The sequence below is a fragment of the Octadecabacter arcticus 238 genome (assembly GCF_000155735.2).
In the GTDB taxonomy this organism is placed as follows: domain Bacteria; phylum Pseudomonadota; class Alphaproteobacteria; order Rhodobacterales; family Rhodobacteraceae; genus Octadecabacter; species Octadecabacter arcticus.
In genome coordinates this window covers 725,617-750,822 of record NC_020908.1, presented here as the reverse complement: position 1 = coordinate 750,822, position 25,206 = coordinate 725,617, and the positions used below count along the sequence as shown (strand labels likewise).

The 25,206-nt window shown below is 56.9% G+C and carries 26 protein-coding genes; 22 read left to right on the top strand and 4 right to left on the bottom strand.

Features of this window, described 5'->3' with window-relative positions:
* Positions 1-4: 4 nt before the first annotated feature.
* The 3 genes from OA238_RS03920 (at position 5) to OA238_RS03910 (ending at position 3,019) form a co-directional block, all read left to right on the top strand.
* Complete coding sequence (locus OA238_RS03920; protein WP_015494171.1) at positions 5-1,054, top strand: TauD/TfdA family dioxygenase; 1,050 nt, start codon at positions 5-7, stop codon at positions 1,052-1,054.
* 85 nt (positions 1,055-1,139) lie between these two features.
* Positions 1,140-2,081: a DMT family transporter gene (locus OA238_RS03915; protein WP_015494170.1), complete on the top strand. Its 942-nt coding sequence runs from the start codon at positions 1,140-1,142 to the stop codon at positions 2,079-2,081.
* 32 nt (positions 2,082-2,113) lie between these two features.
* The gene (locus OA238_RS03910) at positions 2,114-3,019 is read left to right on the top strand and encodes a DMT family transporter (protein ID WP_015494169.1); all 906 of its coding nucleotides are present in this window, start codon (positions 2,114-2,116) and stop codon (positions 3,017-3,019) included.
* Here the strand turns inward: OA238_RS03910 and OA238_RS03905 are convergent.
* Positions 2,967-3,650 (bottom strand): thiamine diphosphokinase, encoded by a 684-nt coding sequence (locus tag OA238_RS03905; RefSeq protein ID WP_015494168.1) that lies wholly within the window; start codon positions 3,648-3,650, stop codon positions 2,967-2,969. The genes OA238_RS03910 and OA238_RS03905 overlap by 53 nt on opposite strands.
* A 222-nt stretch (positions 3,651-3,872) precedes the next feature.
* Between OA238_RS03905 and OA238_RS03900 the strand changes: the two genes are divergently transcribed.
* A complete protein-coding gene (locus OA238_RS03900) occupies positions 3,873-6,077 on the top strand; it encodes a hypothetical protein (protein ID WP_144055824.1) in 2,205 nt (734 codons plus the stop codon).
* 188 nt (positions 6,078-6,265) lie between these two features.
* On the opposite strand, the gene OA238_RS03895 is transcribed toward OA238_RS03900, so the two are convergent.
* Positions 6,266-6,496, bottom strand: a complete 231-nt coding sequence (locus OA238_RS03895) for a DUF2842 domain-containing protein (protein ID WP_044036250.1) — start codon at positions 6,494-6,496, stop codon at positions 6,266-6,268.
* 27 nt (positions 6,497-6,523) lie between these two features.
* Positions 6,524-7,819, bottom strand: a complete 1,296-nt coding sequence (locus OA238_RS03890) for an adenylosuccinate synthase (RefSeq protein ID WP_015494166.1) — start codon at positions 7,817-7,819, stop codon at positions 6,524-6,526.
* Between the two features lie 141 nt (positions 7,820-7,960).
* Here OA238_RS03890 and OA238_RS03885 point away from each other — a divergent pair, with 141 nt between their 5' ends.
* The 18 genes from OA238_RS03885 to OA238_RS03800 all read left to right on the top strand — a co-directional run bounded on the left by OA238_RS03885 (position 7,961) and on the right by OA238_RS03800 (position 24,573).
* Entirely contained in the window at positions 7,961-8,359 is a 399-nt protein-coding gene (locus OA238_RS03885) for a DUF6524 family protein (RefSeq protein WP_015494165.1), read from the top strand.
* An 83-nt stretch (positions 8,360-8,442) separates the two neighbouring features.
* Positions 8,443-8,811 (top strand): preprotein translocase subunit SecG, encoded by a 369-nt coding sequence (gene secG, locus OA238_RS03880; RefSeq protein ID WP_044036248.1) that lies wholly within the window; start codon positions 8,443-8,445, stop codon positions 8,809-8,811.
* A 212-nt stretch (positions 8,812-9,023) separates the two neighbouring features.
* Positions 9,024-10,667 (top strand): CTP synthase, encoded by a 1,644-nt coding sequence (locus OA238_RS03875; RefSeq protein ID WP_015494163.1) that lies wholly within the window; start codon positions 9,024-9,026, stop codon positions 10,665-10,667.
* Between the two features lie 122 nt (positions 10,668-10,789).
* Entirely contained in the window at positions 10,790-11,560 is a 771-nt protein-coding gene (locus OA238_RS03870) for a 23S rRNA (adenine(2030)-N(6))-methyltransferase RlmJ (protein ID WP_015494162.1), read from the top strand.
* Positions 11,561-11,597: 37 nt separating this feature from the next.
* Positions 11,598-12,026 carry a tellurite resistance TerB family protein gene (locus OA238_RS03865; protein WP_015494161.1) on the top strand — a complete coding sequence of 143 codons (429 nt, stop codon included), beginning with the start codon at positions 11,598-11,600 and terminating at the stop codon, positions 12,024-12,026.
* A gap of 239 nt (positions 12,027-12,265) precedes the next feature.
* The gene (locus OA238_RS03860; RefSeq protein WP_015494160.1) at positions 12,266-13,276 is read left to right on the top strand and encodes an integrase core domain-containing protein; all 1,011 of its coding nucleotides are present in this window, start codon (positions 12,266-12,268) and stop codon (positions 13,274-13,276) included.
* 68 nt (positions 13,277-13,344) lie between these two features.
* Entirely contained in the window at positions 13,345-13,782 is a 438-nt protein-coding gene (locus OA238_RS03855; RefSeq protein ID WP_044037875.1) for a tellurite resistance TerB family protein, read from the top strand.
* Positions 13,782-14,513, top strand: a complete 732-nt coding sequence (locus tag OA238_RS03850) for a phosphate/phosphite/phosphonate ABC transporter substrate-binding protein (RefSeq protein ID WP_015494158.1) — start codon at positions 13,782-13,784, stop codon at positions 14,511-14,513. Before OA238_RS03855 ends, OA238_RS03850 begins: the two co-directional genes overlap by 1 nt.
* Before the next feature lie 62 nt (positions 14,514-14,575).
* On the top strand, positions 14,576-15,346 hold the full coding sequence (locus OA238_RS03845) for an ABC transporter ATP-binding protein (protein WP_015494157.1): 771 nt from the start codon (positions 14,576-14,578) through the stop codon (positions 15,344-15,346).
* Positions 15,343-16,089, top strand: a complete 747-nt coding sequence (locus OA238_RS03840) for a substrate-binding periplasmic protein (RefSeq protein ID WP_015494156.1) — start codon at positions 15,343-15,345, stop codon at positions 16,087-16,089. Before OA238_RS03845 ends, OA238_RS03840 begins: the two co-directional genes overlap by 4 nt.
* 31 nt (positions 16,090-16,120) lie before the next feature.
* Positions 16,121-16,843 carry a transporter substrate-binding domain-containing protein gene (locus tag OA238_RS03835; RefSeq protein ID WP_015494155.1) on the top strand — a complete coding sequence of 241 codons (723 nt, stop codon included), beginning with the start codon at positions 16,121-16,123 and terminating at the stop codon, positions 16,841-16,843.
* Positions 16,844-16,942: 99 nt separating this feature from the next.
* Positions 16,943-17,827, top strand: coding sequence for an ABC transporter permease (locus tag OA238_RS03830; RefSeq protein WP_044037873.1), 885 nt, complete (start codon positions 16,943-16,945; stop codon positions 17,825-17,827).
* A 94-nt stretch (positions 17,828-17,921) separates the two neighbouring features.
* Entirely contained in the window at positions 17,922-18,731 is an 810-nt protein-coding gene (locus OA238_RS03825) for an ABC transporter permease (protein WP_015494153.1), read from the top strand.
* Positions 18,732-18,737: 6 nt separating this feature from the next.
* Positions 18,738-20,066 carry a glutamine synthetase family protein gene (locus OA238_RS03820; RefSeq protein WP_015494152.1) on the top strand — a complete coding sequence of 443 codons (1,329 nt, stop codon included), beginning with the start codon at positions 18,738-18,740 and terminating at the stop codon, positions 20,064-20,066.
* Between the two features lie 78 nt (positions 20,067-20,144).
* Entirely contained in the window at positions 20,145-20,822 is a 678-nt protein-coding gene (locus OA238_RS03815; protein ID WP_015494151.1) for a type 1 glutamine amidotransferase, read from the top strand.
* The gene (locus tag OA238_RS03810; RefSeq protein ID WP_015494150.1) at positions 20,819-22,171 is read left to right on the top strand and encodes a glutamine synthetase family protein; all 1,353 of its coding nucleotides are present in this window, start codon (positions 20,819-20,821) and stop codon (positions 22,169-22,171) included. Before OA238_RS03815 ends, OA238_RS03810 begins: the two co-directional genes overlap by 4 nt.
* Positions 22,168-23,274, top strand: coding sequence for a hypothetical protein (locus tag OA238_RS03805; RefSeq protein ID WP_015494149.1), 1,107 nt, complete (start codon positions 22,168-22,170; stop codon positions 23,272-23,274). The genes OA238_RS03810 and OA238_RS03805 overlap by 4 nt, the downstream gene beginning before the upstream one ends.
* 117 nt (positions 23,275-23,391) lie before the next feature.
* Entirely contained in the window at positions 23,392-24,573 is a 1,182-nt protein-coding gene (locus OA238_RS03800; RefSeq protein WP_044036245.1) for a DegT/DnrJ/EryC1/StrS family aminotransferase, read from the top strand.
* Positions 24,574-24,617: 44 nt separating this feature from the next.
* On the opposite strand, the gene phaR is transcribed toward OA238_RS03800, so the two are convergent.
* Positions 24,618-25,160, bottom strand: coding sequence for a polyhydroxyalkanoate synthesis repressor PhaR (gene phaR / locus OA238_RS03795; protein WP_015494147.1), 543 nt, complete (start codon positions 25,158-25,160; stop codon positions 24,618-24,620).
* Positions 25,161-25,206 lie beyond the last annotated feature (46 nt).

The following is a 25,206-nucleotide window of genomic DNA, read 5'->3' as shown; positions in this document are numbered from 1 at the left end:
CAGCATGACACACCCCCTCCCCACTCCGTTCATTGGCCCTGCTGCTTGGCTTGGCCGCGATATCGCCGCCCGTGAAGCCGACTGGCTGATCGACCTCACGCCCGTTCAAATCCGCGAACTTGAAACAGCCGCTGCACACTACCTCTCACAAGGTCGCGATGTCGGGGAGATCACGGCGGGTACGTTCCCGTTGCCGACCTTTGCCACACACCTCAAAAACCTGTCGCGCACCCTGCTGCAGGGATGCGGGTTTGAGGTTCTGCGCGGTCTTCCCGTCGCGACCTATACGCAAGAAACCGCTGCGACGATCTTTTGCGGCATCGGGGCGCATCTTGGCCACGCGCGATCCCAAAACGCGGCCGGACATAGTCTTGGCCATGTGCGCAACATCGGAGTTGATGCAAACGATCCGACGACGCGCATTTACCAGACCGCTGAACGCCAGACGTTTCACACCGACAGTGCCGATGTGGTTGGGCTATTGTGTCTGCGCGAGGCCCAAATCGGCGGCATGTCTTTGTTGGTCAGCGCGCAAACCATCGCCAACCGCATGGCCGCCCAGCGCCCTGACCTCCTGGCGCTGTTGTTTGACCCGATTGCGACCGACCGCCGTGGTGAAATTCCCGACGGCGCAGAACCCTTCATGCGCATTCCGGTCCTGAACTGGCACACTGGCAATCTGACGGTGTTTTATCAGCGCCAATATATTGAAAGTGCCCAGCGCTTCGCGGATGCGCCGCGATTGACGGATCGACATATCGAGGCGCTTGATCTTTTTGACAGTCTTGCCAACGATCCGGACCTGCACGTGTCGATGCAGCTGCAACCTGGCGATATGCAGTTCGTGTATAACCACAGTCAGTTACACGACCGCACGGCGTTCACCGACTGGCCCGACCCCGACAAACGCCGTCATTTGTTGCGGCTGTGGCTGTCGATGCCAAATGATCGCGCGCTGCCTGACGTGTTTGCCGAACGCTATGGCTCGATTGAGATCGGCAATCGCGGCGGTATCATCACCAAACAAACAACCCTGAACGCGCCGCTGGACTAAACGCGCTTTGTTCAGCCGCCCTGATTTAAGCCCAAGTGTCGGTTTTAGACCTGACGCGGGGCCGTCACACCGCTAAGCGCAATCCATGAAAGTTCAGTCCATCTCAGCCGAGACTACCACCGACCGCATCATGCTGGGTGTCGCCCTGATGATCGGCTTTTGCCTGACAGCACCCCTGTTAGATGTCGCGGCCAAGCTTGCGTCCGACATTATTCCAGTCGGGCAAATCACCGCGGCGCGGTTCTTGGTGCAGGTCGGGTTGATGTTGCCATTCTGTTTGGCCATGGGCCTGTCGTTTAAATTTAACGGGCGGCTGGGATTGCTGACTGTGCGGGCGACCCTGTTGATGTTGTCGACGTTCTTTTTCATCTCCGCCATTCGGGTCATGCCGCTGGCGGATGCACTGGCGATTGTGTTTATCGAACCGTTCATCGTCATGCTGGTCGGTAAGTATGCCTTTGGCGAAGACGTCGGCCCGCGCCGCGTCGCCGCCGCAGCCGTTGGGTTCCTCGGCGTCGTTCTGGTGATCCAGCCGTCGTTTGCCACTTTCGGGGCCGTCGCGCTGTACCCGCTTGGGACGGCTGTGTGTTTTGCGGGTTATGTATTGGTAACGCGTGGGCTACGCGGGCAGCTGCATCCGGTGATGATGCAGTTTCACACGGGCTTGATTGCGACGCTGATGTGCGTGCCCGTCGTTTGGATCGCAAATGGAACCGGTGTTGCCGCGCTTGATCCGGTCTGGCCGCAAGGCATTTATTGGATCTGGCTGCTCGGCGTCGGGTTCTTTGCCACCGTCAGTCATATGATGATGACCTACGGGCTGACCCTCGCGCCGTCATCGACTTTGGCGCCGATGCAATACCTCGAAATTCCGGTGGCTACGGTGCTGGGTTTGTTGGTGTTTTCGCAGTTCCCCAATGCCGTGGCGCTGGCAGGGATTGTTCTCATCATGGGTGCGGGGCTTTATATGATCCACCGCGAACGGGTCACATCGCGCATTACGACACGGCCACATGCGCCGATCTAGACGCAGCCCCTGCATCCCCCTAGCGTAAGCCGATGATTGATCGTCCTTTCCTTGGCATCCTGCTCATGCTCGGATTTTGCGTGCTGGCCCCGCTTGGCGATGCCATGGTCAAAGTGTTGGGCACCGATATGTCGGTCGGGTTTCTGGTGCTGGTGCGGTTCACGGTGCAGGCCGCACTGCTGCTGCCGTTGGTCTGGCTGCTGAAATATCCGATGCCACAGGGTGCGCGGTTGATCCGACTGACGGCCATTCGCACTGTACTGCACATCGTGGGGATCACATTGATGTTTTCATCACTGCAATACCTCGAACTCGCCGATGCCATTGCTATCGCGTTCGTCATGCCGTTTATTATGTTGCTGCTTGGCAAAGTGTATCTGAACGAAGACGTCGGTCCGCACCGTCTTGCGGCCTGCGCTGTCGGGTTTGTCGGCACGTTGCTTGTAGTTCAGCCAAACTTTGTACAAGTCGGCCTGCCCGCCCTGCTGCCCGTTGGTGTCGCCGTGGTCTTTGCGCTGTTCATGTTGGTCACACGGGCCATCGCCAAAGACGTCGACCCCATCGGATTGCAGGCCCTGTCCGGTGTAATGGCCGTGCCTGCCGTCGGGCTGGCGATGATCTTGTTTCCAGAAACGCTGCTTTTGGCGATCAAGTCGATCCCCGAGAACGCATGGCTGCTCCTCGCGATCCTAGGATGCATGGGAACAGTCGCACATCTGCTGATGACGTGGTCGCTGCGCTTCGCCCCGTCTACCACCCTCGCGCCAATGCAATACCTCGAAATTCCGATTGGCACAGTGATTGGATATTGGATCTTTTACGACTTACCCAATGGACTGGCCGCCGTGGGCATCTGCATAACAATTGCCGCAGGGCTTTATATCATCATGCGCGAACGGGCCATCTCGCGTCGTCCTGCAATAGCGCCGCTATCGTAACGTCCAACGCCGCGCGGGGCAGGATCAACAGCATCTTCGGCGCATCGGGGCGCAGCGTCACCATGCCATCGACCTTGTTCAAGGTGCCGACCCTACTGTCTGGCGCAAATCGTAATCCGGTGGTGGGCCAACGCAATCCGGCGCTGTCACAGCCCACGTCTGCCATTGGATAAAGCGACACAGCACTGCCCATCGGCAAATCAAGCGTGATCTTGGGCGGGCACAACAGAGTGATCGTATCACCGCCAATCAGAATGCAGCGCCGATCAGGGTGGCGCACCAGAACCGTCATCGACCCCAATTCGTGATCAAGCCGCGCACCACTAAACCCGACACCTAGAATCAACGGCGCATTGATGTGGCGCAGCGCCTTGTCAAAATCCGTGCTGTCTTGTTCTGTGATCGGGTGTAACACGTCGCTGTAGGCGTCACGCGCAGCATCCGATATCGAATCCATGTCGCCGATAACCGCAACAGGATTAAGTTCCGCCCACAGCGCATGATTGGCCCCACCATCGGCACATGCCACGGTTTTGCCCCATTTTAACGCGACGGTAAGAACATCTGCTGCAGGGTCCGCACCACCGATCAAAGTGATTGGTGCCGTACTTGAAACAATCGACTGATTCACGTCTTATTACCCCTAGTTCTGGAAACATGCCTTGAAACGGTCACGAAATAATACCTAGTTTAACGCGGTTCTGTTCCGGATTGCGAACCAATTGATGGTAAACAGACCATCACTGGATGAGTAGAAAGCGAGCTAAAAATGGTTGGACCGAGCAAGATTCTCACCGTCTCCTACGGCACTTTCTCGTGCACCCTTGAAGGATTCGATGATTCTTTCAGCACGATGAAGGCTATTGCGGAATATTTTCGCGGTTTGGCCTCGGATGATCGGTACTTCGGGGCGGAACCTCCGACCCCTGACGCCGACATGTTGGCCAAGATCGCCGAAGGTGAAATTTCGCGCCGCGTTGCCGCCCACACCGACGGCAGCAACATCATTTTGCGCGCCTCCGCCCTCAGCGATCAATCACGCGATGCCAGCGATCCTTCCGACTCTGCGCACGACACAGACACCCGCGCCAAGGTTGAGGCTGAACGCAAAGCCGCAAAAGTCGCCCGCAAAGCTGAAAAGGCAAAGGCAAAAATTGCTGCAAAAGCCGCCAAGGACGCGGAAAAAGCTGCCAAAGCAGATGCAGACGCAAAAGCTGAGGCCGAGGCTAAGGCAGATGCTGACGCTAAGGCGGATGCTGACGCTAAAGCTGCAAGCGATGCGACATCAAACGATACACAGCAGGACGCCCCAGAGCTCACGTCCGGTTCTGCATCCGATACATCAATATCGGGTGACGTCGGCGCTGCAACGCAAGACGCCGCAGATGAAACATCGGACCAAGTCGCCGAAGACACCGGCGACGATGCGTCGCCTTCAGAGCCCTCGGCCAGGGATCCTGAATCGGAATTCGCGGCGACGGTTGCACCATCCCCCGTCATAGCCGCCCATCCCGACGCCGACAGTGTCGCCGCCAAACTGCAGCGCATCCGCGCCGTGGTCGGCAACACAACTGACGCCGCAAATGCCAGCGTCGATGATCTGACCGAGCAGTTTTTGCCGCAAACTGAAACACCAGACATGTCGGACCTTGACCAAACCGACCCACAAGAGGTTGCGGCCCGGACAGATCCGGTCGCCAATTTTGACGCCCATCAGGCCGAAATAGAAGAGCCAACACCAAGTTCTGAAACTGACGCCGATGCATTCGACAAGACAAGTGCGCCAGACGAATACGGCTCAGAAACGCTCTCTCGTTTTATGGCGCAGCACTCCGAATTAGAGGATTCAGCAGAACCAGTGGAACCGGTCTCTGAACCGCAAACCGAAGCCGCCGACACTTCCGATGACGCCGATGAAGACACCGTAGCGCAACCTCAAGCCCGCGTGATCCGCATGAAGCGCGCCGATTTCGACTCCGCGGTCCAAAGAGGCGAGATGGGTGCGCAGGCCAAAGCACCTTCTCCGGCTAAGGGGCCCGATTTGGGAATGCTCGATGGCGCAGAAGACCTCGACGACTACTTTGAGGACAGCGATTTCACCGATGCCGACATGCCAAATATCGAAGACGATAATTTTGCAAAAGATCTGGCCGCAATCAAAGCGGATTTCGAAGGCGACGCAGCCGTTGAATTGTCCGCTGCTGATTTGGCTGACGACGTTGCAAGTCAGGCAAGGGATGCGATGTCCACGGCGCATATTGCACTGGATGCCACGTCCGACGATGACGCGCCTGAAAATGCGTTTCATCCTGCTGAACCGCAAGTTGATGATGCCGCACTTGATCGTCTAATGTCAGAATCTGATGTGCAGATGAAAGAACCCGAAGGCAGCCGTCGTCGCGACGCAATTGCGCAACTCAAAGCCGCCGTCGCCGCCAAAGAAGCCGCCCGCCAAGTGGGTGAACCCGAGGACGATGACCAAGACGTCGAAAACGCGTTCCGCAATGACCTTTCCGTGGCCGTTCGCCCCGAAGGCGCAAACTCCTCTGGCACTGTCGCGCGTCCTCGTCCTGTTGTGCGCTCCAATACCCGCACGGAACGTCCGCGTCCGGCGCCCCTTAAACTGGTCGCCGCCCAGCGCATCGACATAGATGGCGCTGAGAATCAACGCGGTCCTGCCGCTCCCGTGGTGCCGCTCCCGTGGTGCCGCGCCGCGTCGCCGCCCGCAAAGCAGAAGCCGAGGCCCAGGCTCCCGGGTCATTCGCAGAATTCGCCGAAAACATGGGCGCGACCAAACTGCCCGAATTGCTCGAAGCAGCAGCAGCATATACCACCTTCATCGAAGGTGCAGACGAATTCTCCCGCCCACAGATCCTGCGCCGTGTGCGCGCCTTGGCGGGCGGTGAATTCAACCGCGAAGACGGCCTGTGCAGCTTTGCCGACCTGCTGCACGACGGCCGCTTCACCAAAGTCCGCAATGGACGGTTCCAAGTGGCAGACGACAGCCGCTACAACCCCGAACGCCGCGCAGGGTAAACGGCAATATAAACGATGGTAAAATGAAAAAACGAAAACGGCGCTAAGGCACACCCTTGGCGCCGTTTTCACACGTCCAAACAACTTTCTTGGTCTAAAACACCTGCGCCGCAGGTATCATCCGCAAAACAAAGCCGCCCTCACCACGAGGGCGCACCGTGACACACGCACCAAGAATTAAGGCGCCGCGCAGCGGCTCGGTTTGATCTTCTACGCGTCAGGATCAGGCTGTCCGACACCCATAAAGATAAACTTGAATGGCACCGCCCACAGCACCCCAAGGCCAACATAGATGGTCAATTCTATCCAGATCGGCGCGCGCGCCTCCGGGTCGGGATAAAGCCAGTTCATCGTGCTCACGGCGATCACCACATAGATCGGCAATCCCACCAACAAGATGACCAGCGACCAGCGCTTTCGGGCTTTGAGGGGCAGGGCCATATCAGTTCCTTCATCAACGGGCGTGGATTAATCGGCAAACGGGTCCGTCACAAGGATCGTGTCTTCGCGCTCCGGTGATGTAGAAAGTAGCGCGACAGGGCAGTCGATCAATTCTTCCACACGGCGCACATATTTGATCGCCTCAGCGGGTAAATCCGCCCATGATCGCGCGCCCTCGGTGCTGTCGGACCAGCCCTTCATTTCCTCATAGATCGGGGTACAGCGGGCTTGTTGGTCGGCCGCCGTGGGCAGGTAATCCAGACGCACGCCGTCCAGATCGTAGGCGACGCAGATCTTTAGCGTCTCGAACCCGTCCAAGACATCCAGCTTCGTCAACGCGATGCCAGTCACACCCGATGTGGCACAGGTCTGGCGCAACAGGCAGGCATCAAACCAACCACAGCGGCGTTTGCGCCCTGTCGTGGTGCCAAATTCATGGCCGCGTTCGCCCAACATCTGGCCGTCAGCGTCATGCAGTTCCGTTGGGAACGGGCCTTCGCCCACCCGCGTCGTGTAGGCTTTGACAATGCCCAGCACGAAATCAATCGCGCCCGGTCCGACGCCAACACCCGTGGCCGCCTGCCCTGCGATCACATTGGACGACGTTACAAACGGATAGGTTCCGAAATCAATATCCAAAAGCGCGCCCTGCGCTCCTTCAAACAGAATACGTTTACCGGCTTTGCGCTTTTCGTTCAGCACCTTCCAGACCGGGGCGGCGAATGGCAATATGTCTGCCGAGATCGCCTGCAATTCAGCAATAAGCTGATCGCGATCCACGGCTTTGATGCCCAGACCCTTGCGCAGCGGGTCGTGGTGCTGCAACGCGCGATCGACGCGGGCTTCAAGCGTTGCGGGATCGGCCAGATCAGCCACACGAATGGCGCGGCGGCCGACTTTGTCTTCATAACATGGGCCGATGCCACGGCCTGTGGTGCCAATCTTGGTGCCCTTGCTTGACGCTTCTTCGCGGGCGCGATCAAGTTCACCGTGCATGGGCAGGATCAGCGGCGTGTTTTCGGCGATCATCAGCGTTTCCGGGCTAATTTCAACGCCCTGTGCGCGCACCGTCGCGATCTCTTTCATCAGGTGCCACGGATCAAGAACGACCCCGTTGCCGATCACCGACAACTTGCCACCGCGCACCACGCCGGATGGCAGCGCGTGCAATTTGTACACCTTACCGTCGATCACCAACGTGTGGCCCGCATTATGCCCGCCTTGGAACCGCGCAATCACGTCGGCGCGTTCTGACAGCCAATCGACAATCTTGCCTTTGCCTTCATCGCCCCACTGAGCGCCGACAACCACTACATTCGCCATATCTTCGATCCCAATCGGTAAAATCCGTGCCCGTCATAGGACATCGCACCAAGGGGGGAAAGCGGGCATTTGATGTGATAGGCTGGAGAGGGACGCGCCACACCGCCATCTTGACGCCAATTCTTACTTTTGAGGGACATTATGGCCGGTTTTTTACTTCGCTGGATTTTTGCATTCATTTTGCTGGCGGCGACCTACAATCCGACGCAATGGACTTTTTCACGCTGGGTGATGACCTCGGGCGCTGACAATATGTCGATTGCAGTGCTCGTCGGGCTGTTGCTGGTTGTCGGCTACATAATCTATGTGCGCACCACCCTGCGCTCGATTGGCGTTGTGGGTATGATGCTTGTGGCCGCAGTGACGGGTGCGATGCTTTGGGCCGCCTATGATCTGGGCTGGATGAGCTTTGAAAACCCGACCGCAAACACCTGGGTTGCCTTGGGTGTTTTGTCCTTTGTGCTCGGCATCGGGCTCAGTTGGAGCCACGTGCGCCGTCGCCTTTCGGGGCAAGCAGATATGGATGATGTGGACACATAGCGCATAAGCGTGGTTTGAGGGGTTGCGGGATGCCCTTTTCGCTTCTAAGTACCACTCGTTCTTCCGCCAAAGGTCTATATCACATGGAAAATGTCGTTCTTGTCGTCCACCTGCTGCTCGCGCTGACTTTGATTGGCGTGGTTTTGTTGCAGCGCTCACAGGGCGGCGGCCTTGGAATTGGTGGCGGCGGTGGCGGTGGCGCGATGTCCAGCCGCTCTGCGGCGACGGCCCTTGGCAAAATCACGTGGGTCTTGGCGATTGCCTTCATCTGTACATCATTGGCACTCACGATCCTGTCGGCACAAAAGGCCAGCGATGCATCCGTGGTCGGCGGCGATGCGCTGTTGCCTGCGTCTGAACAATCCACAGACGCGCCAAGTGCAGCCGGTAGCCTGCTGCCCCCTACGGTGGCACCGGCAAGCAATGATCCATTGGTCCCTGACGCCGACTAACCACTACACGTTGCGGGGTAAGTTACGGTATCCACTCGATATTGCGTTTCATTTGGTTAATTCGGGTGGACTTGGTTGCCAATTGCCCCCGAATCCGCTTATCATTAACCTCCGTGATACATGCGTTTTGGCGTACTGCTATTGGGGTGTTATCCACACAAATTAGAATGTCCTCCCCGAGGGGGACCGACCTAAAAGGGGACCCCTGATCAATGGCGCGTTACGTATTTATCACAGGCGGTGTGGTGTCTTCGCTGGGCAAGGGGCTTGCGTCAGCGGCCCTCGGAGCGTTGTTACAAGCGCGTGGTTTTTCAGTGCGCTTGCGCAAATTGGATCCCTACCTGAACGTTGATCCCGGCACGATGTCACCGTTTGAGCACGGCGAGGTCTTCGTCACCGATGACGGCGCAGAAACCGATCTGGACCTTGGCCACTACGAACGCTTTACCGGTGTGCCAGCACGAAACACAGATTCTATCTCGTCCGGGCGGGTCTATTCCAACGTGTTGGAAAAAGAACGCCGCGGCGATTATCTCGGCAAGACCATTCAGGTCGTCCCCCACGTAACCAACGAAATCAAAGACTTCCTGCATATCGGCGAAGACGAGGTCGATTTTATGCTGTGCGAAATTGGCGGCACAGTGGGCGACATCGAAGGTCTGCCGTTTTTTGAGGCGATCCGCCAATTCAGCCACGACAAGCCACGCGGCGAATGTATTTTCATGCACCTGACATTGCTGCCCTACCTTGCAGCGTCCGGTGAATTAAAAACCAAACCGACGCAACACTCGGTCAAGGAATTGCAATCAATCGGCATCGCACCCGATATTTTGGTCTGCCGATCCGAACACCTGATCCCCAACAAGGAACGCGAAAAAATCGCGCTGTTTTGCAACGTGCGCAAAGACTCCGTCGTTGCGGCCTATGATCTGAAATCTATCTACGAAGCGCCTCTAGCCTATCACAAACAGGGCCTCGATCAGGCGGTTTTGGACGCGTTCAACATCTCCCCTGCGCCCAAGCCCGACTTGCAAATCTGGAACGATGTTTATGACCGCATTCACACCACCGACGGCGAAGTTAACATTGCGATTGTCGGCAAATACACCCAGCTGGAAGACGCCTATAAGTCCTTCAAAGAGGCGCTGACCCATGGCGGCATGGCCAACCGCGTTAAGGTAAACGTGTCTTGGGTAGATGCCGAAGTGTTTGATTCCGAAGATGCAGCGCCCTACCTCGAAGGGTTCCACGCAATCCTCGTCCCCGGTGGATTTGGCGAACGCGGCACCGAAGGTAAAATCAAGGCTGCAGAATATGCGCGGATCAATAAAATCCCCTATTTCGGCATCTGTCTGGGCATGCAAATGGCTGTGATCGAGGCTGCGCGCAACGTCGTGGGCATGGCCGATGCGGGGTCGGAAGAATTCGACTATGAAGCTGGCAAAAAGCGCTTCGAACCTGTCGTCTACCACCTAAAAGAATGGGTGCAGGGCAATGCCAAGATCAAACGCAAGACCGATGACGACAAGGGCGGCACCATGCGTCTCGGGTCCTACGACGCAACGCTAACTGCGGGATCAAAGGTTGCCGAAATTTATGGCAGTCTGACGATCGAAGAACGCCACCGTCACCGCTATGAGGTCGACACGAAATATCGCGCCCAGCTCGAAGACGCGGGCTTGTGTTTTTCAGGCATGTCACCGGACGGTAAACTGCCCGAGATCGTTGAATGGTCAGATCATCCTTGGTTCATCGGTGTGCAATTCCATCCAGAATTGAAATCAAAGCCCTTCGCACCGCATCCGCTGTTTGCCGACTTTGTGCGCGCGGCAGTGGACTCCTCGCGGTTGGTATAGAATCGAATTCGTTTGCGTTCCTTGCGATTGACCAAGGGCACGTCACTATCGCCAATCCGATCACGTGGGAACCAGCACCCACACCCCTGAGGCACTTTCGATCCAAACAAGAGGGCCGCGCTTTGTTATCTTATCAACATCTTTATCATGCAGGTAATTTGGCGGATGTGCACAAGCACGCGGCGCTATCGTGGGTGTTGGACTACATGACCCGCAAGGACAAACCGCTCAGCTATATTGAAACCCACGGCGGGCGAGGCCTGTATGATCTCGGCGCCGATGAGGCCATCAAAACCGGCGAAGCTGCGGCGGGTATTGCTGTTGCAGAGCCTTGGTTCGCACCCGATCACCCCTATTCGTCCACGCTGGCAGCGTGTCGCGCAGAAAACGGTGCCACGTCCTATCCGGGCAGCCCTTGGATCGCGTCCCATCTTTTGCGCGGCGATGACGTTTTACATATTGCCGAACTGCATCCGCAAGAATTTGAGGGGCTGTACGACGCGGTCCCGGGCGCCCATGTTCATGCGCAGGACGGGTTTGAAATGGCCTATTCCATGTTCCCGCCAACACCGCGCCGTGGCTTATTATTGATTGATCCATCTTATGAGGTGAAAGACGACTACGTCGTCATGCCAAATCACCTTTCCAAGATCGCCAAAATCTGGCCCGTGGGGGTGTTGATGCTGTGGTATCCGATCCTCTCAGATGCCCGCCACCGCACAATGAAATCGGCGATTCTGCGCAGCCTGCCGGATGCCTTAAACCACGAAGTCTACTTTGAACCCGCCCGCGAGGGCCACCGGATGGTCGGATCGGGATTGGTCGTGGTGAACGCGCCATGGGGACTTGATGGCGAGTTGGCAAAGCTGGCAGATCACTTTGCCAAGCTTTGAGGCTTGCAGGAATACGTTACATGCCTAAGGTGAATTAATGTTTGATCGTATACTTGCCCTTCTTCGCGCCCCTGCGGCTGATTTCACCCTTATGCCGGAGGCCGATGCGCGCCACGCGCTCGGTGCCTTATTGGTGCGGGTCGCCAAGGCTGATGGCGCGTATCTTTTTCAAGAGATCGAAGAAATCGACCATCTGCTGGCTGATCTTTACAATCTGAACGCAGTTGAAGCCGCGCGCATGCGCGCCGAATGTGAAAAGCTTGAGGCCGCGATGCCCGACACCAGTGAATTGGCGCATATCCTGTCGTGTGACGTCACCAGCCATGAACGCGACGGGTTGGTACGCGCGCTTTGGCAGGTGGCTGACTCTGACGGGCAACGTCATGACACCGAAATGCAGGTTGTGGCCATTGCAACGCAGACGTTCGGGATGTCGCCGGAAGCGGCGGCTGCATTGCGCGCTTAGCGCATCTCAAAAAAACAACGCGCTTAGCGCATTTTAAAAAGCGCCGCGCTTAGCGCATAGCAAATCACGAATCGTGTCTGGCCAATAATTGCTCAATAATTTTTTGCGCGGCTCGCATTTGCGATTGTGTCGCACCTAATCTTGAATAAGTTCAGATAGATGTGAGACAAAATTTTGTTGCCAAGATTTAGGCGACCTCGGAGACTGAGAATTGAAAGAAACCAGCTCACGAGGCCAATATGCAAATCATCGGACTGCACAAGAACGTTTATAAACTTTATGCTTGGGCGCGGACACAAGAATGTTTGGACGTGTACCGTATCAAATACGAAGGTCAGGTTCGGCAATGGGACGACTTACGTACAGAGGGCGTTTCTCTATCAAAGTGCGCTGAATTCGTCGGCATCTCGCGCGCGACATATTACCGTCACAAGCGTATTTTGAAGGATTTGGCGCAGGCAATCATACCGCCTTCAAAGGCTCCCAAACGCTGCAACAAGTCACAGTGGGGCGAGGCAGAAAAGCAATTGGTGCTTGAGGCCCGCCGCGACAATGAAACCTACGGTAAGGAGAAAATAGGGGCCATCTTGCGTCGCGACAAAAAGCAAACCATGAGCGATAGCACCGTGGGGCGCATTTTGAGCTTTCTAAGGAAAAAAGGCCTGATCACACGATCAAGATCTGCGCCCCAAAAGCGCAAGCGTAATTTTTCCAAGGGGCATGCCAAGGGATGGAAATATAGGGATTACAAAGATATTGTGGTTGGCGAGCGTGTGCAGATCGATCATATGACTGCCACGAAGAACGGCGTCACGTGCAAACACTTTCAAGCCTGGGAGAGGTGTAGCAAGCATATCCACGCGCAAGTTTATTCGAATGCCACGGCACGCTCTGCCAAACGGTTTTTGCAAGAACTCGTGGAAATAGCTCCCTATAAGATCATCTCAATTCAAGTCGATGGCGGGTCTGAGTTTATGGCCGATTTTGAGACAGCGTGCGAACAGATGGAGATCCCGCTCATTGTGCTGCCGCCAGCAAGGCCAAAATACAACGGTGGTGTCGAGCGCGGTAACCGCACCTTCCGCGAAGAGTTCTATGCATGTCGTGATCTCATTGCCGACAGCATAGGAGCGATGCGGTTTGAACTTCGAAAAGCCGTCAATAAATACAACACATTCAGGCCTCATCATGCCTTGAAAGGCAAGACACCAATGGAGTACATTCGAATCACTCAGGCCAAAGTCGTGTGAGTCTCAAAACACCTGAACCTATACAATCTGGGCTTGGCCTTTTGCACAGCGGCCCCTATATCCACCCAATGTTTGCTGATCTGTTTAAGCGCCTCACGGCGCCCGACCCCGCCCCCCTTCCCGATGCCGACGCGCGTGTTGCGCTTGGCGCTTTGATGGTTCGTTTGGCCCGAACGGACGGGTCGTATGACAAAAACGAAATTGCCCAGATTGATGCGGTCCTAATGCAACGTTACGGGCTGTCCGTCGCTGACGCCGCAGCCCTGCGCGCCCAGTGTGAGGTCGCCGAAACCGAAGCCCCAGACACTGTCCGTTTCACTCGCGCCATCAAAGACGCCGTCCCCTATGAGGACCGTGAGGCCGTGATTGAGGCGTTGTGGTCTGTGGTTCTGGTTGATGGCGTGCGCGACGACCATGAGGACGCGATGTTGCGGATGGTTGCCCCCCTTCTTGGCGTTACGGATCAGGAGAGCCACAAGGTTCGCCTGCGGGTCATGTCACGATAATGTTTGCACGTTTGCCGATGTATGACCGCCGCGAAAACAGCGCAGCGCATGACGCGTTGTGGGCTGGTGCGCGCAGCGCATTGGGCTACGGCGGCGCGCACTTGGACCGCGACACCGATCATGTGATCGGCTGGGCGCGCGATGATCTGCTGCTCGGCCAGATGTGCAACCTGCCCTACCGCGCGCAATTTCGTGACCAAGTCAGTCGCATTGGCTGCGCAGATTACGGTCTGCCGGACACCCCTGCTGGCTATTATCATTCGGTGTTTGTGGTTCGCAAAGATGAGGCCGCACGCGGTCTTGCGCCTGCCACGCTGGGTCGGTTTGCCTATAACGATGCGCTGTCGCAATCCGGCTGGGGCGCACCGCTGGCAATGGTCACCGCTAAGGGGCTGAAATTCCATACCACCTTGCGCACAGGCGCCCACATCGACAGCATGTTTGCCGTCGCCGACGGGCGCGCGGACCTTGCCGCGATTGACGGCGTGACATGGCGGATGCTGCAAGCGTGGGAACCGCGCGCCGCTGAACTTTGCGTGATTGATCGCACCGCAGCATCACCCGGCATGACGTTCGTCACAGCAAACACCAATGACCTCGAACCGATCCGTGCCGCCTTGTGCGCAGCGATTGCGGGTCTTGCACCCGATCACGCCGAAACCCTTGGTATGATTGGCATGGCAGTGCTGCCCGATAGCGCATATGATATAGCTCTTCCTACCCCCCCCTAAAGCACCGTTGCAACCGGCCTCGATTTGCGCCTTACTCATACAGACCAACTGTATGAGGCATTATGACCGAACCCGTCATCGAAATCCGTAACCTTCACAAGGCTTATGGCGCGCTCGAAGTGCTAAAGGGCGTCGATATTACCGCCCCGCAGGGTCATGTCATCAGTCTGATCGGGTCGTCCGGATCTGGAAAATCCACGCTGCTGCGTTGCGCCAATCTGTTGGAAGACAGCCAGCAAGGTGATGTTCTTTTTTGTGGCGAACCCGTAACGTGGAAAGGCCGCGGCCTTGCCCGCCACCCCAGCGATCACGCCCAGATGATCCGCATCCGCACCAACCTGTCCATGGTATTTCAACAATTCAATCTATGGGCGCATATGACGATCCTGCAAAACGTCATGGAAGCCCCCGTAACCGTGCTGAAACGCGACCGCACAGAGGTCGAGGCGTCAGCGCGCAAATATCTTGAGAAAGTGGGCATTGGCGACAAATGTGACGTCTACCCTGCGATGCTGTCAGGTGGCCAACAACAACGCGCAGCCATCGCCCGCGCGCTGTGCATGGAACCCAAAGCGCTGTTGTTTGATGAACCGACATCGGCGCTGGACCCCGAACTGGAACAAGAAGTCGTCAAAGTCATCAAAGACTTGGCAGATGAGGGCCGCACGATGCTGGTGGTGACCCATGATATGCGCATGGCGCGCGAAATTTCGGATCACGTTGTGTTTTTGCATCAAGGGCTGGTCGAAGAACAAGGCGCACCCGAACAGATTTTCGTAAACCCGAAATCGGAACGCCTGCGCGGCTTCTTGTCGGCGACTGTCCCTGCATGAAAGGGCTGGCCGCCCTTCTTGTTCTGCTTGCCGGCACTGTGTCGGCGGAAACCTTACGGATCGCCACAGGTGGGCATTATCCGCCCTACATTTACAACCCTGGAACCGAACGCGCCAGCGGTCTCGACAAAGACCTGATGGACGAAATCTGCACGCGCGGCGGCTTTGAGTGTATTTGGGTTGATCTGCCGATGGGTGACATTTTCCAAGCGCTTGCGCGCGGCGACGTCGATGTGGTGACTGGCGGTTTCGACTATTCCGCAGAACGTGATGCGCTCGTCGATTTCACCTGTCCCTATGTGCTGCGTGGCGACAGCAACGGCCACTTCATCGCCAAATCGCAACAGGTGGATCTGATAAAATCGCGAATCGGAACGCTGGAACAGTCACTTTTCCAAGAAGCGATGGAACGGGCCAATCGTGACGTGCGCACCTATCCAACAGAGGCAGCCGCGCTTGATGGGCTGGTCGCGGGCGACGTGGATGTGGTTTTTGGATCAGCCAACATGGCGCAGATCGCACAAAGTCGCGACGGATTTTACGATGTAGGCGGATATCCGACCTTTTCTGGCGGTTCGGTGCTCGGTGTTTCAGAGGACGCACCGTCCTTGCTTGTGGCGCTTGATTCACTATTGAAAGATATATCTAAAGACGGAACACTGGGAAATCTGCATTTAAAGTGGTTGGGCGACGACCTTGGCGATGTGATCGCGCGCTGCCCAAACACAACTGCACTGACCTAAAAGACATGACCTTCAAAACTGGGAGATACCTTTGAAAAACCTTATCCTGACGACCGCTGCGGTCGCCCTGACATCCACCATGGCCCTTGCAGACGCACACTCCGTAGTCCGCATGGGAACCGAGGGCGCCTATGCGCCTTGGAACTTCATCAACGACGCCGGCGAAGTCGACGGCTTTGAGCGCGAGCTTGGTGATGAGCTGTGCGCACGCGCTGAAATGACCTGCGAGTGGGTCACAAACGAGTGGGACAGCATTATCCCGAACCTCACATCGGGCAACTACGACACAATCATCGCGGGCATGTCGATCACGGCCGAACGCGAAGAGCTCATCGATTTCACCCAAGCCTACACACCTGCTGATCCGTCGTCCTACCTCGCACTGGACGCAGATCTTGACGTAGAAGGCGCAATCATTGCCGCCCAAACTGGCACGATCCAAGCATCGTTCATCGCGGATCAAGGCTGGACAGTGGTAGAATTCGCCACACCGGAAGAAACACTTGCAGCTGTCCGCAACGGCGAAGCAGACGCGGTTCTGGCCGACAAAAGCTTCTTGAACGGTGCGCTTGAAGGTCAATCCGACCTCGTCATGCTCGCCCGTGAAGAAGCCATCGGCGGCGGCGTTGGTATGGGTGTCCGTCAAAGCGACACCGAACTGCGCGACGCATTCGATGCAGCGATCCAGTCCATGAAGGACGACGGCTCACTCAACACATTGATCGAAAAGTGGGAAGTTGCCTCCACGTTCTAATAAGACTGAAATCGCGCCCTGCCCGACGTGGCGGGGCGCACCCTCCAGCTTCATTTTTACACCAAAACGAAAATCCAACCCTTCACCCGAGGCCCTGATATTTTTCAATTTTGCGCCGACCCCAGCACTTTAGAGACGACCAAATGGCTCGCTTGCTACCTGACCACGGGCAAGCATATGGGTTTCTATGTGTCGTTTGGCACCGTGCTTTTGCTGCTCGCCATCACAGCCCCGCTTGCAATGACGTTTGGCATGGGTGGTGCGATGGCCGCACGGTCGCGGGTTTTGCCCCTGTCGTGGCTCGGCAAAGGCTACATCGCCATCGTGCGCGGCGTCCCCGATATCGCGTTCTTTCTGTTCTTTGTGATCGCTCTGGATCAGGGCATCGAACTTTTGCGCCACCAGATCAAATGCCCTGACTGGCCCGACGCCGTGCGCCAAGGCAATGATTTCATTGTCTGCGCGCAAGCGAAAATGCCGTTGGGAAATTCGCCGCAATGGATGCACGAAACCTACGGTTTCTTTATTGCTGTTTTCACCTTTGCCATCGTCTTTGGTGCGTTTGCCGCGAACGTCTTGTTCGGCGCGATGCTGGCAGTGCCCCGCACGCAGGTCGAAACCGCTGAATCCTATGGCATGACCCGTCGCCAGACGTTTTGGCGCATCATCGTGCCGCAGATGTGGGTCTATGCGCTGCCGGGATTGGGCAATCTGTGGATGGTGCTGATCAAGGCGACGCCGCTGTTGTTTCTGCTCGGGGTTGAAGACATCGTCTACTGGGCCCGCGAACTTGGCGCGACCAAGACACCGCAATTCACCGCCTACCCGCACGGCGACTGGCGCATGTGGTATTTCCTCGCGCTGCTGGTGTTTTACCTCGCCTTCACCAAATTTTCCGAAGTCATTCTTGAACGCACCATGCGCCGCCTCACCCGTGGGCAGGCCACATTGGGCGGCGAAGCTCAGCGCAGGGCGGCAGGATGATGGCCGGGGTTTGGGCACCAAACACCGAGCGCGCGAAAGCGATTGCAAAGCAATTGCGTGCGCAGCACCTTAATAAGCATGGGGCAGTCATTTGATGGAATGTCTTGATACCATTCAGGCCTACGCCTTCCGCTCAATCGGGTTCGGCGAACGTCTGCTGCCGCGCACCGATTTCACCCTTTGTCAGCAGTTCACCCTGATCGGGTCGGGAATGATCTGGAACGTGTATTTCGGCGTTGTCGCGCTGTTGTCGGGCTTCTTCCTCGCCACGGCCGTCGCCCTTGGCAAAGCCGCGCGCAATCCGGTTATCCGCAAAGCATCCGAATGGTTCATCTTCCTGTTTCGCGGCTCACCGCTGTTTATCCAGTTCTTCTTTGCCTATTTCTTCTTCCTGTCGCTCAAAAGCCAATACGACTTTTTTGACCCCTTCACCGCCGCGTGGCTTGGCGCGCTGATCGTGCTGTTCCTCAACACCTCAGCCTATACAGGCGAAATTTTTTACGGTGCTCTGCAATCTATCCCCAAGGGCGATACAGAAGCGGCCGACGCTTACGGCCTGTCCGGTTGGTCAAGGTTTCGCCACGTGATCTGGCCGACAATGTTGCGGCTTGCATGGCCCGCCTACACCAACGAAGCCATCTTTCTATTCCACTCCACGACGCTGGTATTTTTCAGCGGCTTTCCTGCGTGGGGCCAAAAGGGCGACGCGCTGTACTATGCAAGTTTCTTTGCCGACAAGACGTTCAATCCCTTCGTGCCCTACCCCATTCTGGCGTTCTATTTCATTCTCTTGACGTTGGTGATAATTGGCATCATGGGCCGTATCGGGCGCCGTCTGAACAGCCATTTGCCGCAAGACGCCAAGCGCCCGAAATTCCGTTTTCGCCCTCAAATCATCCGGTGATCTCCTATGTCATGGCTTCATGATAACCCACATATCAAGACCATCCGCGTCGCGGCCTCTGACCTCAACGGTGTCGCCCGTGGCAAACGTATGCCGACGCGTTTCGCGCAAGGGATAGAAGAAGACGGCACGCGCTTTCCGCTATCGGTTCTGAACCTCGATATCTGGGGCGAAGACATCGACAATTCGCCGCTGGTATTTGAGGCAGGCGACCCAGATGGTATTTGTCTTCCAACGGAACGTGGATTTTTGCCAATGCCATGGCTGGATAATCCGTCGGCACTTTTGCCGATGTGGATGTATCGCGAAGACGGGCGCGCCTTTGAAGGCGATCCACGCCACGCGCTGGCGGCGGTGTTGAAACGCTACGCAGATCGTGGCCTGACCCCGATCTGCGGCACCGAACTGGAATTCTACCTTGTAGATGACAGCGGCAAAGACCTTCAGGTCGTGGCCAGCCCACGCACAGGCAAACGCCGCCCCGGTGCAGAAATCCTGTCCCTGCGCGCGCTTGATGCGTTCGATAACTACTTCACCGCCCTTTATGACGGCGCCGAAGCGATGGACATTCCCGCTGAAACCGCAATCTCTGAAGCGGGTCTTGGCCAATTCGAAATCAACCTGTCCCACAGCCACGCCATGAAAGCCGCTGACGACACGTGGCTGTTCAAACTGCTGGTGCGTGGCGTGGCGCGACAGCACGGATTTGCCGCATCGTTTATGGCAAAACCCTACCCCGAATATTCCGGCAACGGCATGCACGTGCATTTCTCAGTGCTCGGCAAAGACGGCAACAACATCTTCGACAACGGCGGGCCAGAGGGCACCGACGTGCTGCACCACGCCATTGCAGGCTGCATGAGCGGGCTGTCAGCCTCTGCGCTGATCCTCGCGCCACATGGCAATTCCTATGATCGCCTTGTCCCCAATGCCCACGCGCCGACGTCCATTTGTTGGGCCTATGAAAACCGCACGGCTGCTATTCGTGTGCCCGGCGGCAGCCATAAGGCGCGGCGCATCGAGCACCGCGTTGCGGGGGGCGATGTGAACCCCTACCTGATGCTGGCCGCCGTTCTTGGCGCGGCCCTAACCGGCATTGAAGACGCCCAAATGCCCCCCGCACCGATCACCGGAAATGCTTATGATCAAGGCCTGCCGCAACTGCCTGGAAACTGGGCCGATGCCATTGATCTGTTTGAAACTGACGACCAGATCGCGCGGATTTTCCCCACCGAACTGATCCGCAACCTTGTCGCGACCAAGCGGCAGGAATTGCAAGCATTTGCCGAACTCAGCCCCGAAGAACAGATCGACCTTTACCTCGATACCGTCTGAAGACCCCGTCGTTGGCGACGCTTGCGCGATGGCGCGCCAACGCCTAATATCAATGCAATTCCATAACACTGGTGCTTCATGAAAATCGGCATTCTGCAAACTGGCCATGCTCCCGATGAGCTGCGTCCAACCATTGGCGACATCAACAACCTGTTTGAACGACTGCTCGACGGTCAGGGGTTCACGTTTGAGACATTCGCGGTTGTGGACGGCGATTTCCCGGACGGGCCGGACACGTGCGACGGCTGGTTAATCACTGGATCCAAACACGGCGCCTACGATGACCTGCCGTGGATCGCGCCGCTGGAATCCCTGATCCACGATGTCTACCGCATCGGGCGACCGCTGGTCGGTATCTGTTTTGGCCACCAGATCATCGCGCAGGCCTTGGGCGGTAAGGTCGAGCAATTCAAAGGTGGCTGGGCCGTTGGGCGCCAAACCTATGACTGGCAGGGCGAACAGATCTTTCTGAACGCATGGCACCGCGATCAGGTTGTGCAGCGCCCCGCCGACGCGACACCTGTTGCGTCAAACGCGTTTTGCGAAAATGCGGCCTTGGTTTATGGCGACCGCATTTTTACCGTGCAAGCACACCCCGAATTTGACAGTACATTCATCGACGGCTTGATCAAAGCGCGCGCAGGGACGGTCCCGCCGGCATTGATTGAGACCGCGAAAGACAACCTCACGAAAGACGTCGACAACACGCATCTCGCGACCCAAATCGGCGCGTTTTTCAAAGGAGTGAAATCATGAGCTGGACAACTAAAATCCCACAAGCGGCACGCGATTATCTTGATGCGAACCGTCTGGACGAGGTCGAATGCATGATTTCCGACCTGCCCGGTATCGCCCGTGGCAAGGCGGTTCCTGCGGCCAAATGGGAAAAACTGACCCAGTTCCATCTGCCGGAATCTATTTTCTTTCAAACACTTACCGGTGGTTGGGGCGAAGCGGCAGGTGACGCTGGCTTTACCGAACCTGACATGATTCTCAAGCCGGATTATTCGACCGCCACTGCCGCCCCGTGGGCTGTGGATGGCACACTGCAAGTAATCCATGACGCGTTCAACCAACAGGACGATCCAGTGCAATTCAGTCCGCGCAATGTGCTCAAACGCGTCGTCGCCCTGTATGAGGCCGAAGGCTGGACGCCGGTTATTGCCCCCGAAATGGAATTCTTCCTTGTGGCCCCCAACACCGACCCCGCCAAGCCGATTGAACCAATGATCGGGCGCTCCGGTCGCCCCGCCGCCGCGCGTCAGGCCTATTCGATGACCGCCGTTGACGACTACGGCCCTGTGATCGACGACATCTATGAATACGCCGAAATCCAAGGGTTTGAGATTGACGGCATCACTCAAGAAGGCGGCGCTGGCCAGCTTGAAATCAACCTCAACCATGGGGATCCGGTCAAGCTCGCGGATGAGGTGTTTTTCTTCAAACGCCTGCTGAAAGAAGCCGCGTTAAAACACAATTGCTATGCCACGTTCATGGCTAAACCGATCGAAAACGAACCCGGATCGGCGATGCACGTGCACCATTCGATTCTGGACAAAGACGGCAACAATATCTTCACCGGACCAAATGACGAAGAAACCGATGCGTTTTTCCATTTTATCGGCGGTTTGCAGAAACACATGCCAAGCGTCATCGCGGTCATGGCCCCTTATGTGAACAGCTATCGGCGCTACGTCAAAGACCACGCCGCGCCGATCAACCTCAGCTGGGCGCGCGACAATCGCACCACGGGATTGCGCGTGCCCCTGTCGTCCCCCGCCGCACGACGGATCGAAAACCGCATCGCGGGGATGGATTGCAACCCGTATCTGTGTATCGCGGCGTCATTGGCTTGCGGATACCTCGGCATGAAGAACGCGACCAAACCCGACGCCCGTTTTGAGGGGGACGCCTATGAAGGCGACGGCGAACTGCCAAAAGGGCTTGATGCGGCCTTGAAACTCTTTGACGAAAATACAGAAATGCACGACGTTCTCGGCCCTGATTTCGCCCGCGTCTATTCCATCGTCAAACGCGCTGAATATGAAGAATTCTTGCAGGTCATCAGCCCTTGGGAACGTGAGCACTTGTTGTTAAACGTATGATACGACTGGCATTTCTTGGCGTTCTGCTGCTCGGCGGGTTGATCGCATTGGGGGGGTTTTTTCTGGTCCGTGGGTCTGAAACGATGCTGACGGACGCCCCACAACAGGAACAGACGGCCTCGATGCAACCCGACCCCGTCGTGGCGGAGGCAGAAAGGCTGTACTTTTTGCAGGGCATCGATTTGGATCAAGGCGCCATCACGCTGGTGCTGTTCAACCTTGGCCCCTCCCCGCTTATTGTGCGCGATATTGATGTCCTCAAAGCCGCACAGGACAGCGCCTACGTCACAATGACGGGCACAGATGGTCAGACCTTGGGGCAGTTCACACCCGCCACCGCAAGCGCCCTAACCGAAGACAACATCGCCCAGATTTATCGCGACGACAGGCTTGTCGGAACCGTCAGTTGTGCGATGTCCGCCTGCGGCAGTTTTGCCGATACGCCGGATATCAACTATGGTGATCTGCGCACCGCGTCAGCCCCGATCCAACGGATCGAGGACCACTTTGACACGCATGCGGATTATCTCTCTACGATTGACGCGATTGCGGTAGACCCCGATTTCATGTTGCTGCACGCCCGCCCCCGGACTGATTTTCCACAGCCGCGCAACGCCGCGTCGATGCAAATCAGCTTTCCTACGGTCATCGCGCCCGCGTCCGCGCCGCTCGATGCGGTCGCCCATGAACTTCTTGTGTCATTCGCCTTGGCGTCCGTTTTGCCCGACGGTGCCAGCCTACGCGACGTGACAATCACCGACCTTGGCAATGGCGTTGTGGGCGACGGCGACAGTCGCACCCCCGTTCTCGCGGGCGGCGCGCCGATCAGCTATCCCGATGTGCGCTATTATTCGGTTACGGCATTGGTCGATGGCGCGGCAGACCTCGATCAAAGCGCGCTTGACACGCTTACAAACCAGACCTTGGATCAATACGATTTTGCCGCCGACTTTGCCGTTTTCGCCCGCGAGCATCTGCAAAGCAGTTGCGCGGATTGTTTCTGGATCCTCGTAGATGGCGGGTCTAGTACGCGTGCCCGCGTGATCCAAAGCCAGCCGGAATCCTACGCGCTTGAGTATTTCGATTTGCGCGACACGCCCTAAACCACTCCCAAAGCGGCGCGGCAGACCAACAGTCAAACCGCGATCTGTCATGGATATGTCACCTATAATATGATACTATCGCCCACAAAGACCCCCCCATTCCGAAAGGCACAGCGCATGACCAAAATTCCAGACGTTTACGCTGCCGAACCAATCCCCGCCGCTGCCCTTGAAGAAGTCTCGCGCCTGCTCACCTCAGCAGATTTGTTCCGCTATACCGCGCCCGAAAACGCGCCGGTGTCCCTGCTGGAACAAGAATTCGCCGCCATGATGGGCGCCAAATATGCGCTCGCGGTGTCTAGCTGTTCGGCCGCTCTTTTCTTGTCCCTCAAGGCGCTCGATCTGCCGAAAAATGCCCGCGTGCTGATCCCCGCGTTCACCTTTGCCGCCGTTCCGTCGTCGGTTGTGCATGCGGACTGCGTGCCGGTTCTGGCCGAATGCGGTGACAACTACCGCATCGACATGGTTGATTTCGCGGCCAAATTACCGGACGTGGACGCGGTCCTGATATCGCACATGCGCGGTCATACATCCGACATGGACGCAATCATGGACCTGTGTACCGCCGCAGACATTCCGGTGATAGAAGACGCCGCCCACAGCCTTGGCACCACATGGAACGGACGAAAGATCGGCACGATTGGCCGGATCGGGTGCTTTAGCTTCCAAAGCTACAAAATGATCAACGCGGGCGAAGGCGGCATTCTTGTGACCGATGATGCGGACCTTGTGGCACGCGCGATCATCATGTCAGGGGCGTATGAACACACATGGACAAAACACGCCGTCCCTGCCGCCGCGATCGCCCATTGGCAGAACAAATTACCGCTTTATAACCTTCGGATGTCCAATTTGACCGCTGCGATCATTCGCCCGCAATTGGGCGAATTGCCCCGCCGCGTCAGGGATGGATTGCGCAATCACGACCATGTTGCAGCGCTGCTCAACGCCTGCGCCAATCTGGATGTCCCCGCGCCGCTGGATGGCGAATCCCGCGCACCGGATTCCATCCAGTTCAACCTATGTGATATGACCGACGCGCAGGCCAAAGCCTTTGCACACGCGGCTGAACAACGCGGTATCAAGGTTCAAATTTTCGGGCAAAGTTCGGACAATGCACGCGCGTTCTGGAACTGGCAGTTCTTGGGTGATGCCCCCGATTTGCCACGCACCCGCGCCATGCTCATGCGTGCCTGCGACGTCAGGCTGCCTGCACGTCTGACGTTGGCGCAATGTGATGTGATTGCTGGCGTGTTGCGCGACGCGGCGCAAACCGCAGCCGAACAAAAAGCGGCATAGGGCCAACGCGCACGACCGCGCGGCCCAGTGCCAGATGATCGGTCTCACTTGCCGAGTTTGGACAGCTTTTTCTGTAAAGCCTCGAGCTCGGCCTTAATCTCGCTCAGGTCGTTGTCCTTGGCAGCGGGTTCGTCTGTTAGCGCACTGGGGATGATACCGCCGGTGAATGCCTTCATGAACGCCTTTTGCTGCGCTTGCATGGCCTCAAACCCTGGCATCTTTGCCAATGGATTAGTCGATCCGATGTCACCCATAATCTTGGACTGCCGATCCCGCAGCATGTCAAACGATTGCGCTAGGAACTGCGGCACTACGGACATGGATTGTGATGTGTAGGATCGCACCAGATCGGTCAGCACATCCACCGGAAGCACGCTTTCGCCACGGCTTTCGTGTTCAGCGATGATCTGCAAAAGATATTGCCGCGTCAGGTCATCGCCTGATTTCAGGTCAATAATCTGAACCTCACGGCCATCCCGAATGAAGGTCGCGATGTCTTCCAAGGTGACGTAATCGCTGGTCTCGGTGTTGTACAAGCGACGGCTTGCGTAGCGTTTGATCAGCAGTGGTTGTGATGCGTTGGCCAACTCGTTCCCTCCCAAGGGTATGTTGCAGTGCAGAGAACCCTAGGCT

Coding starts and splice junctions, on each gene's coding strand:
- OA238_RS03920 (WP_015494171.1), top strand. CDS start 5: ATGACACACCCCCTCCCCACTCCGTTCATTGGCCCTGCTGCTTGGCTT.
- OA238_RS03915 (WP_015494170.1), top strand. CDS start 1,140: ATGAAAGTTCAGTCCATCTCAGCCGAGACTACCACCGACCGCATCATG.
- OA238_RS03910 (WP_015494169.1), top strand. CDS start 2,114: ATGATTGATCGTCCTTTCCTTGGCATCCTGCTCATGCTCGGATTTTGC.
- OA238_RS03900 (WP_144055824.1), top strand. CDS start 3,873: ATGAAGGCTATTGCGGAATATTTTCGCGGTTTGGCCTCGGATGATCGG.
- OA238_RS03895 (WP_044036250.1), bottom strand. CDS start 6,496: ATGGCCCTGCCCCTCAAAGCCCGAAAGCGCTGGTCGCTGGTCATCTTG.
- OA238_RS03890 (WP_015494166.1), bottom strand. CDS start 7,819: ATGGCGAATGTAGTGGTTGTCGGCGCTCAGTGGGGCGATGAAGGCAAA.
- OA238_RS03885 (WP_015494165.1), top strand. CDS start 7,961: ATGGCCGGTTTTTTACTTCGCTGGATTTTTGCATTCATTTTGCTGGCG.
- secG (WP_044036248.1), top strand. CDS start 8,443: ATGGAAAATGTCGTTCTTGTCGTCCACCTGCTGCTCGCGCTGACTTTG.
- OA238_RS03875 (WP_015494163.1), top strand. CDS start 9,024: ATGGCGCGTTACGTATTTATCACAGGCGGTGTGGTGTCTTCGCTGGGC.
- OA238_RS03865 (WP_015494161.1), top strand. CDS start 11,598: ATGTTTGATCGTATACTTGCCCTTCTTCGCGCCCCTGCGGCTGATTTC.
- OA238_RS03860 (WP_015494160.1), top strand. CDS start 12,266: ATGCAAATCATCGGACTGCACAAGAACGTTTATAAACTTTATGCTTGG.
- OA238_RS03855 (WP_044037875.1), top strand. CDS start 13,345: ATGTTTGCTGATCTGTTTAAGCGCCTCACGGCGCCCGACCCCGCCCCC.
- OA238_RS03850 (WP_015494158.1), top strand. CDS start 13,782: ATGTTTGCACGTTTGCCGATGTATGACCGCCGCGAAAACAGCGCAGCG.
- OA238_RS03845 (WP_015494157.1), top strand. CDS start 14,576: ATGACCGAACCCGTCATCGAAATCCGTAACCTTCACAAGGCTTATGGC.
- OA238_RS03840 (WP_015494156.1), top strand. CDS start 15,343: ATGAAAGGGCTGGCCGCCCTTCTTGTTCTGCTTGCCGGCACTGTGTCG.
- OA238_RS03825 (WP_015494153.1), top strand. CDS start 17,922: ATGGAATGTCTTGATACCATTCAGGCCTACGCCTTCCGCTCAATCGGG.
- OA238_RS03820 (WP_015494152.1), top strand. CDS start 18,738: ATGTCATGGCTTCATGATAACCCACATATCAAGACCATCCGCGTCGCG.
- OA238_RS03815 (WP_015494151.1), top strand. CDS start 20,145: ATGAAAATCGGCATTCTGCAAACTGGCCATGCTCCCGATGAGCTGCGT.
- OA238_RS03810 (WP_015494150.1), top strand. CDS start 20,819: ATGAGCTGGACAACTAAAATCCCACAAGCGGCACGCGATTATCTTGAT.
- OA238_RS03805 (WP_015494149.1), top strand. CDS start 22,168: ATGATACGACTGGCATTTCTTGGCGTTCTGCTGCTCGGCGGGTTGATC.
- OA238_RS03800 (WP_044036245.1), top strand. CDS start 23,392: ATGACCAAAATTCCAGACGTTTACGCTGCCGAACCAATCCCCGCCGCT.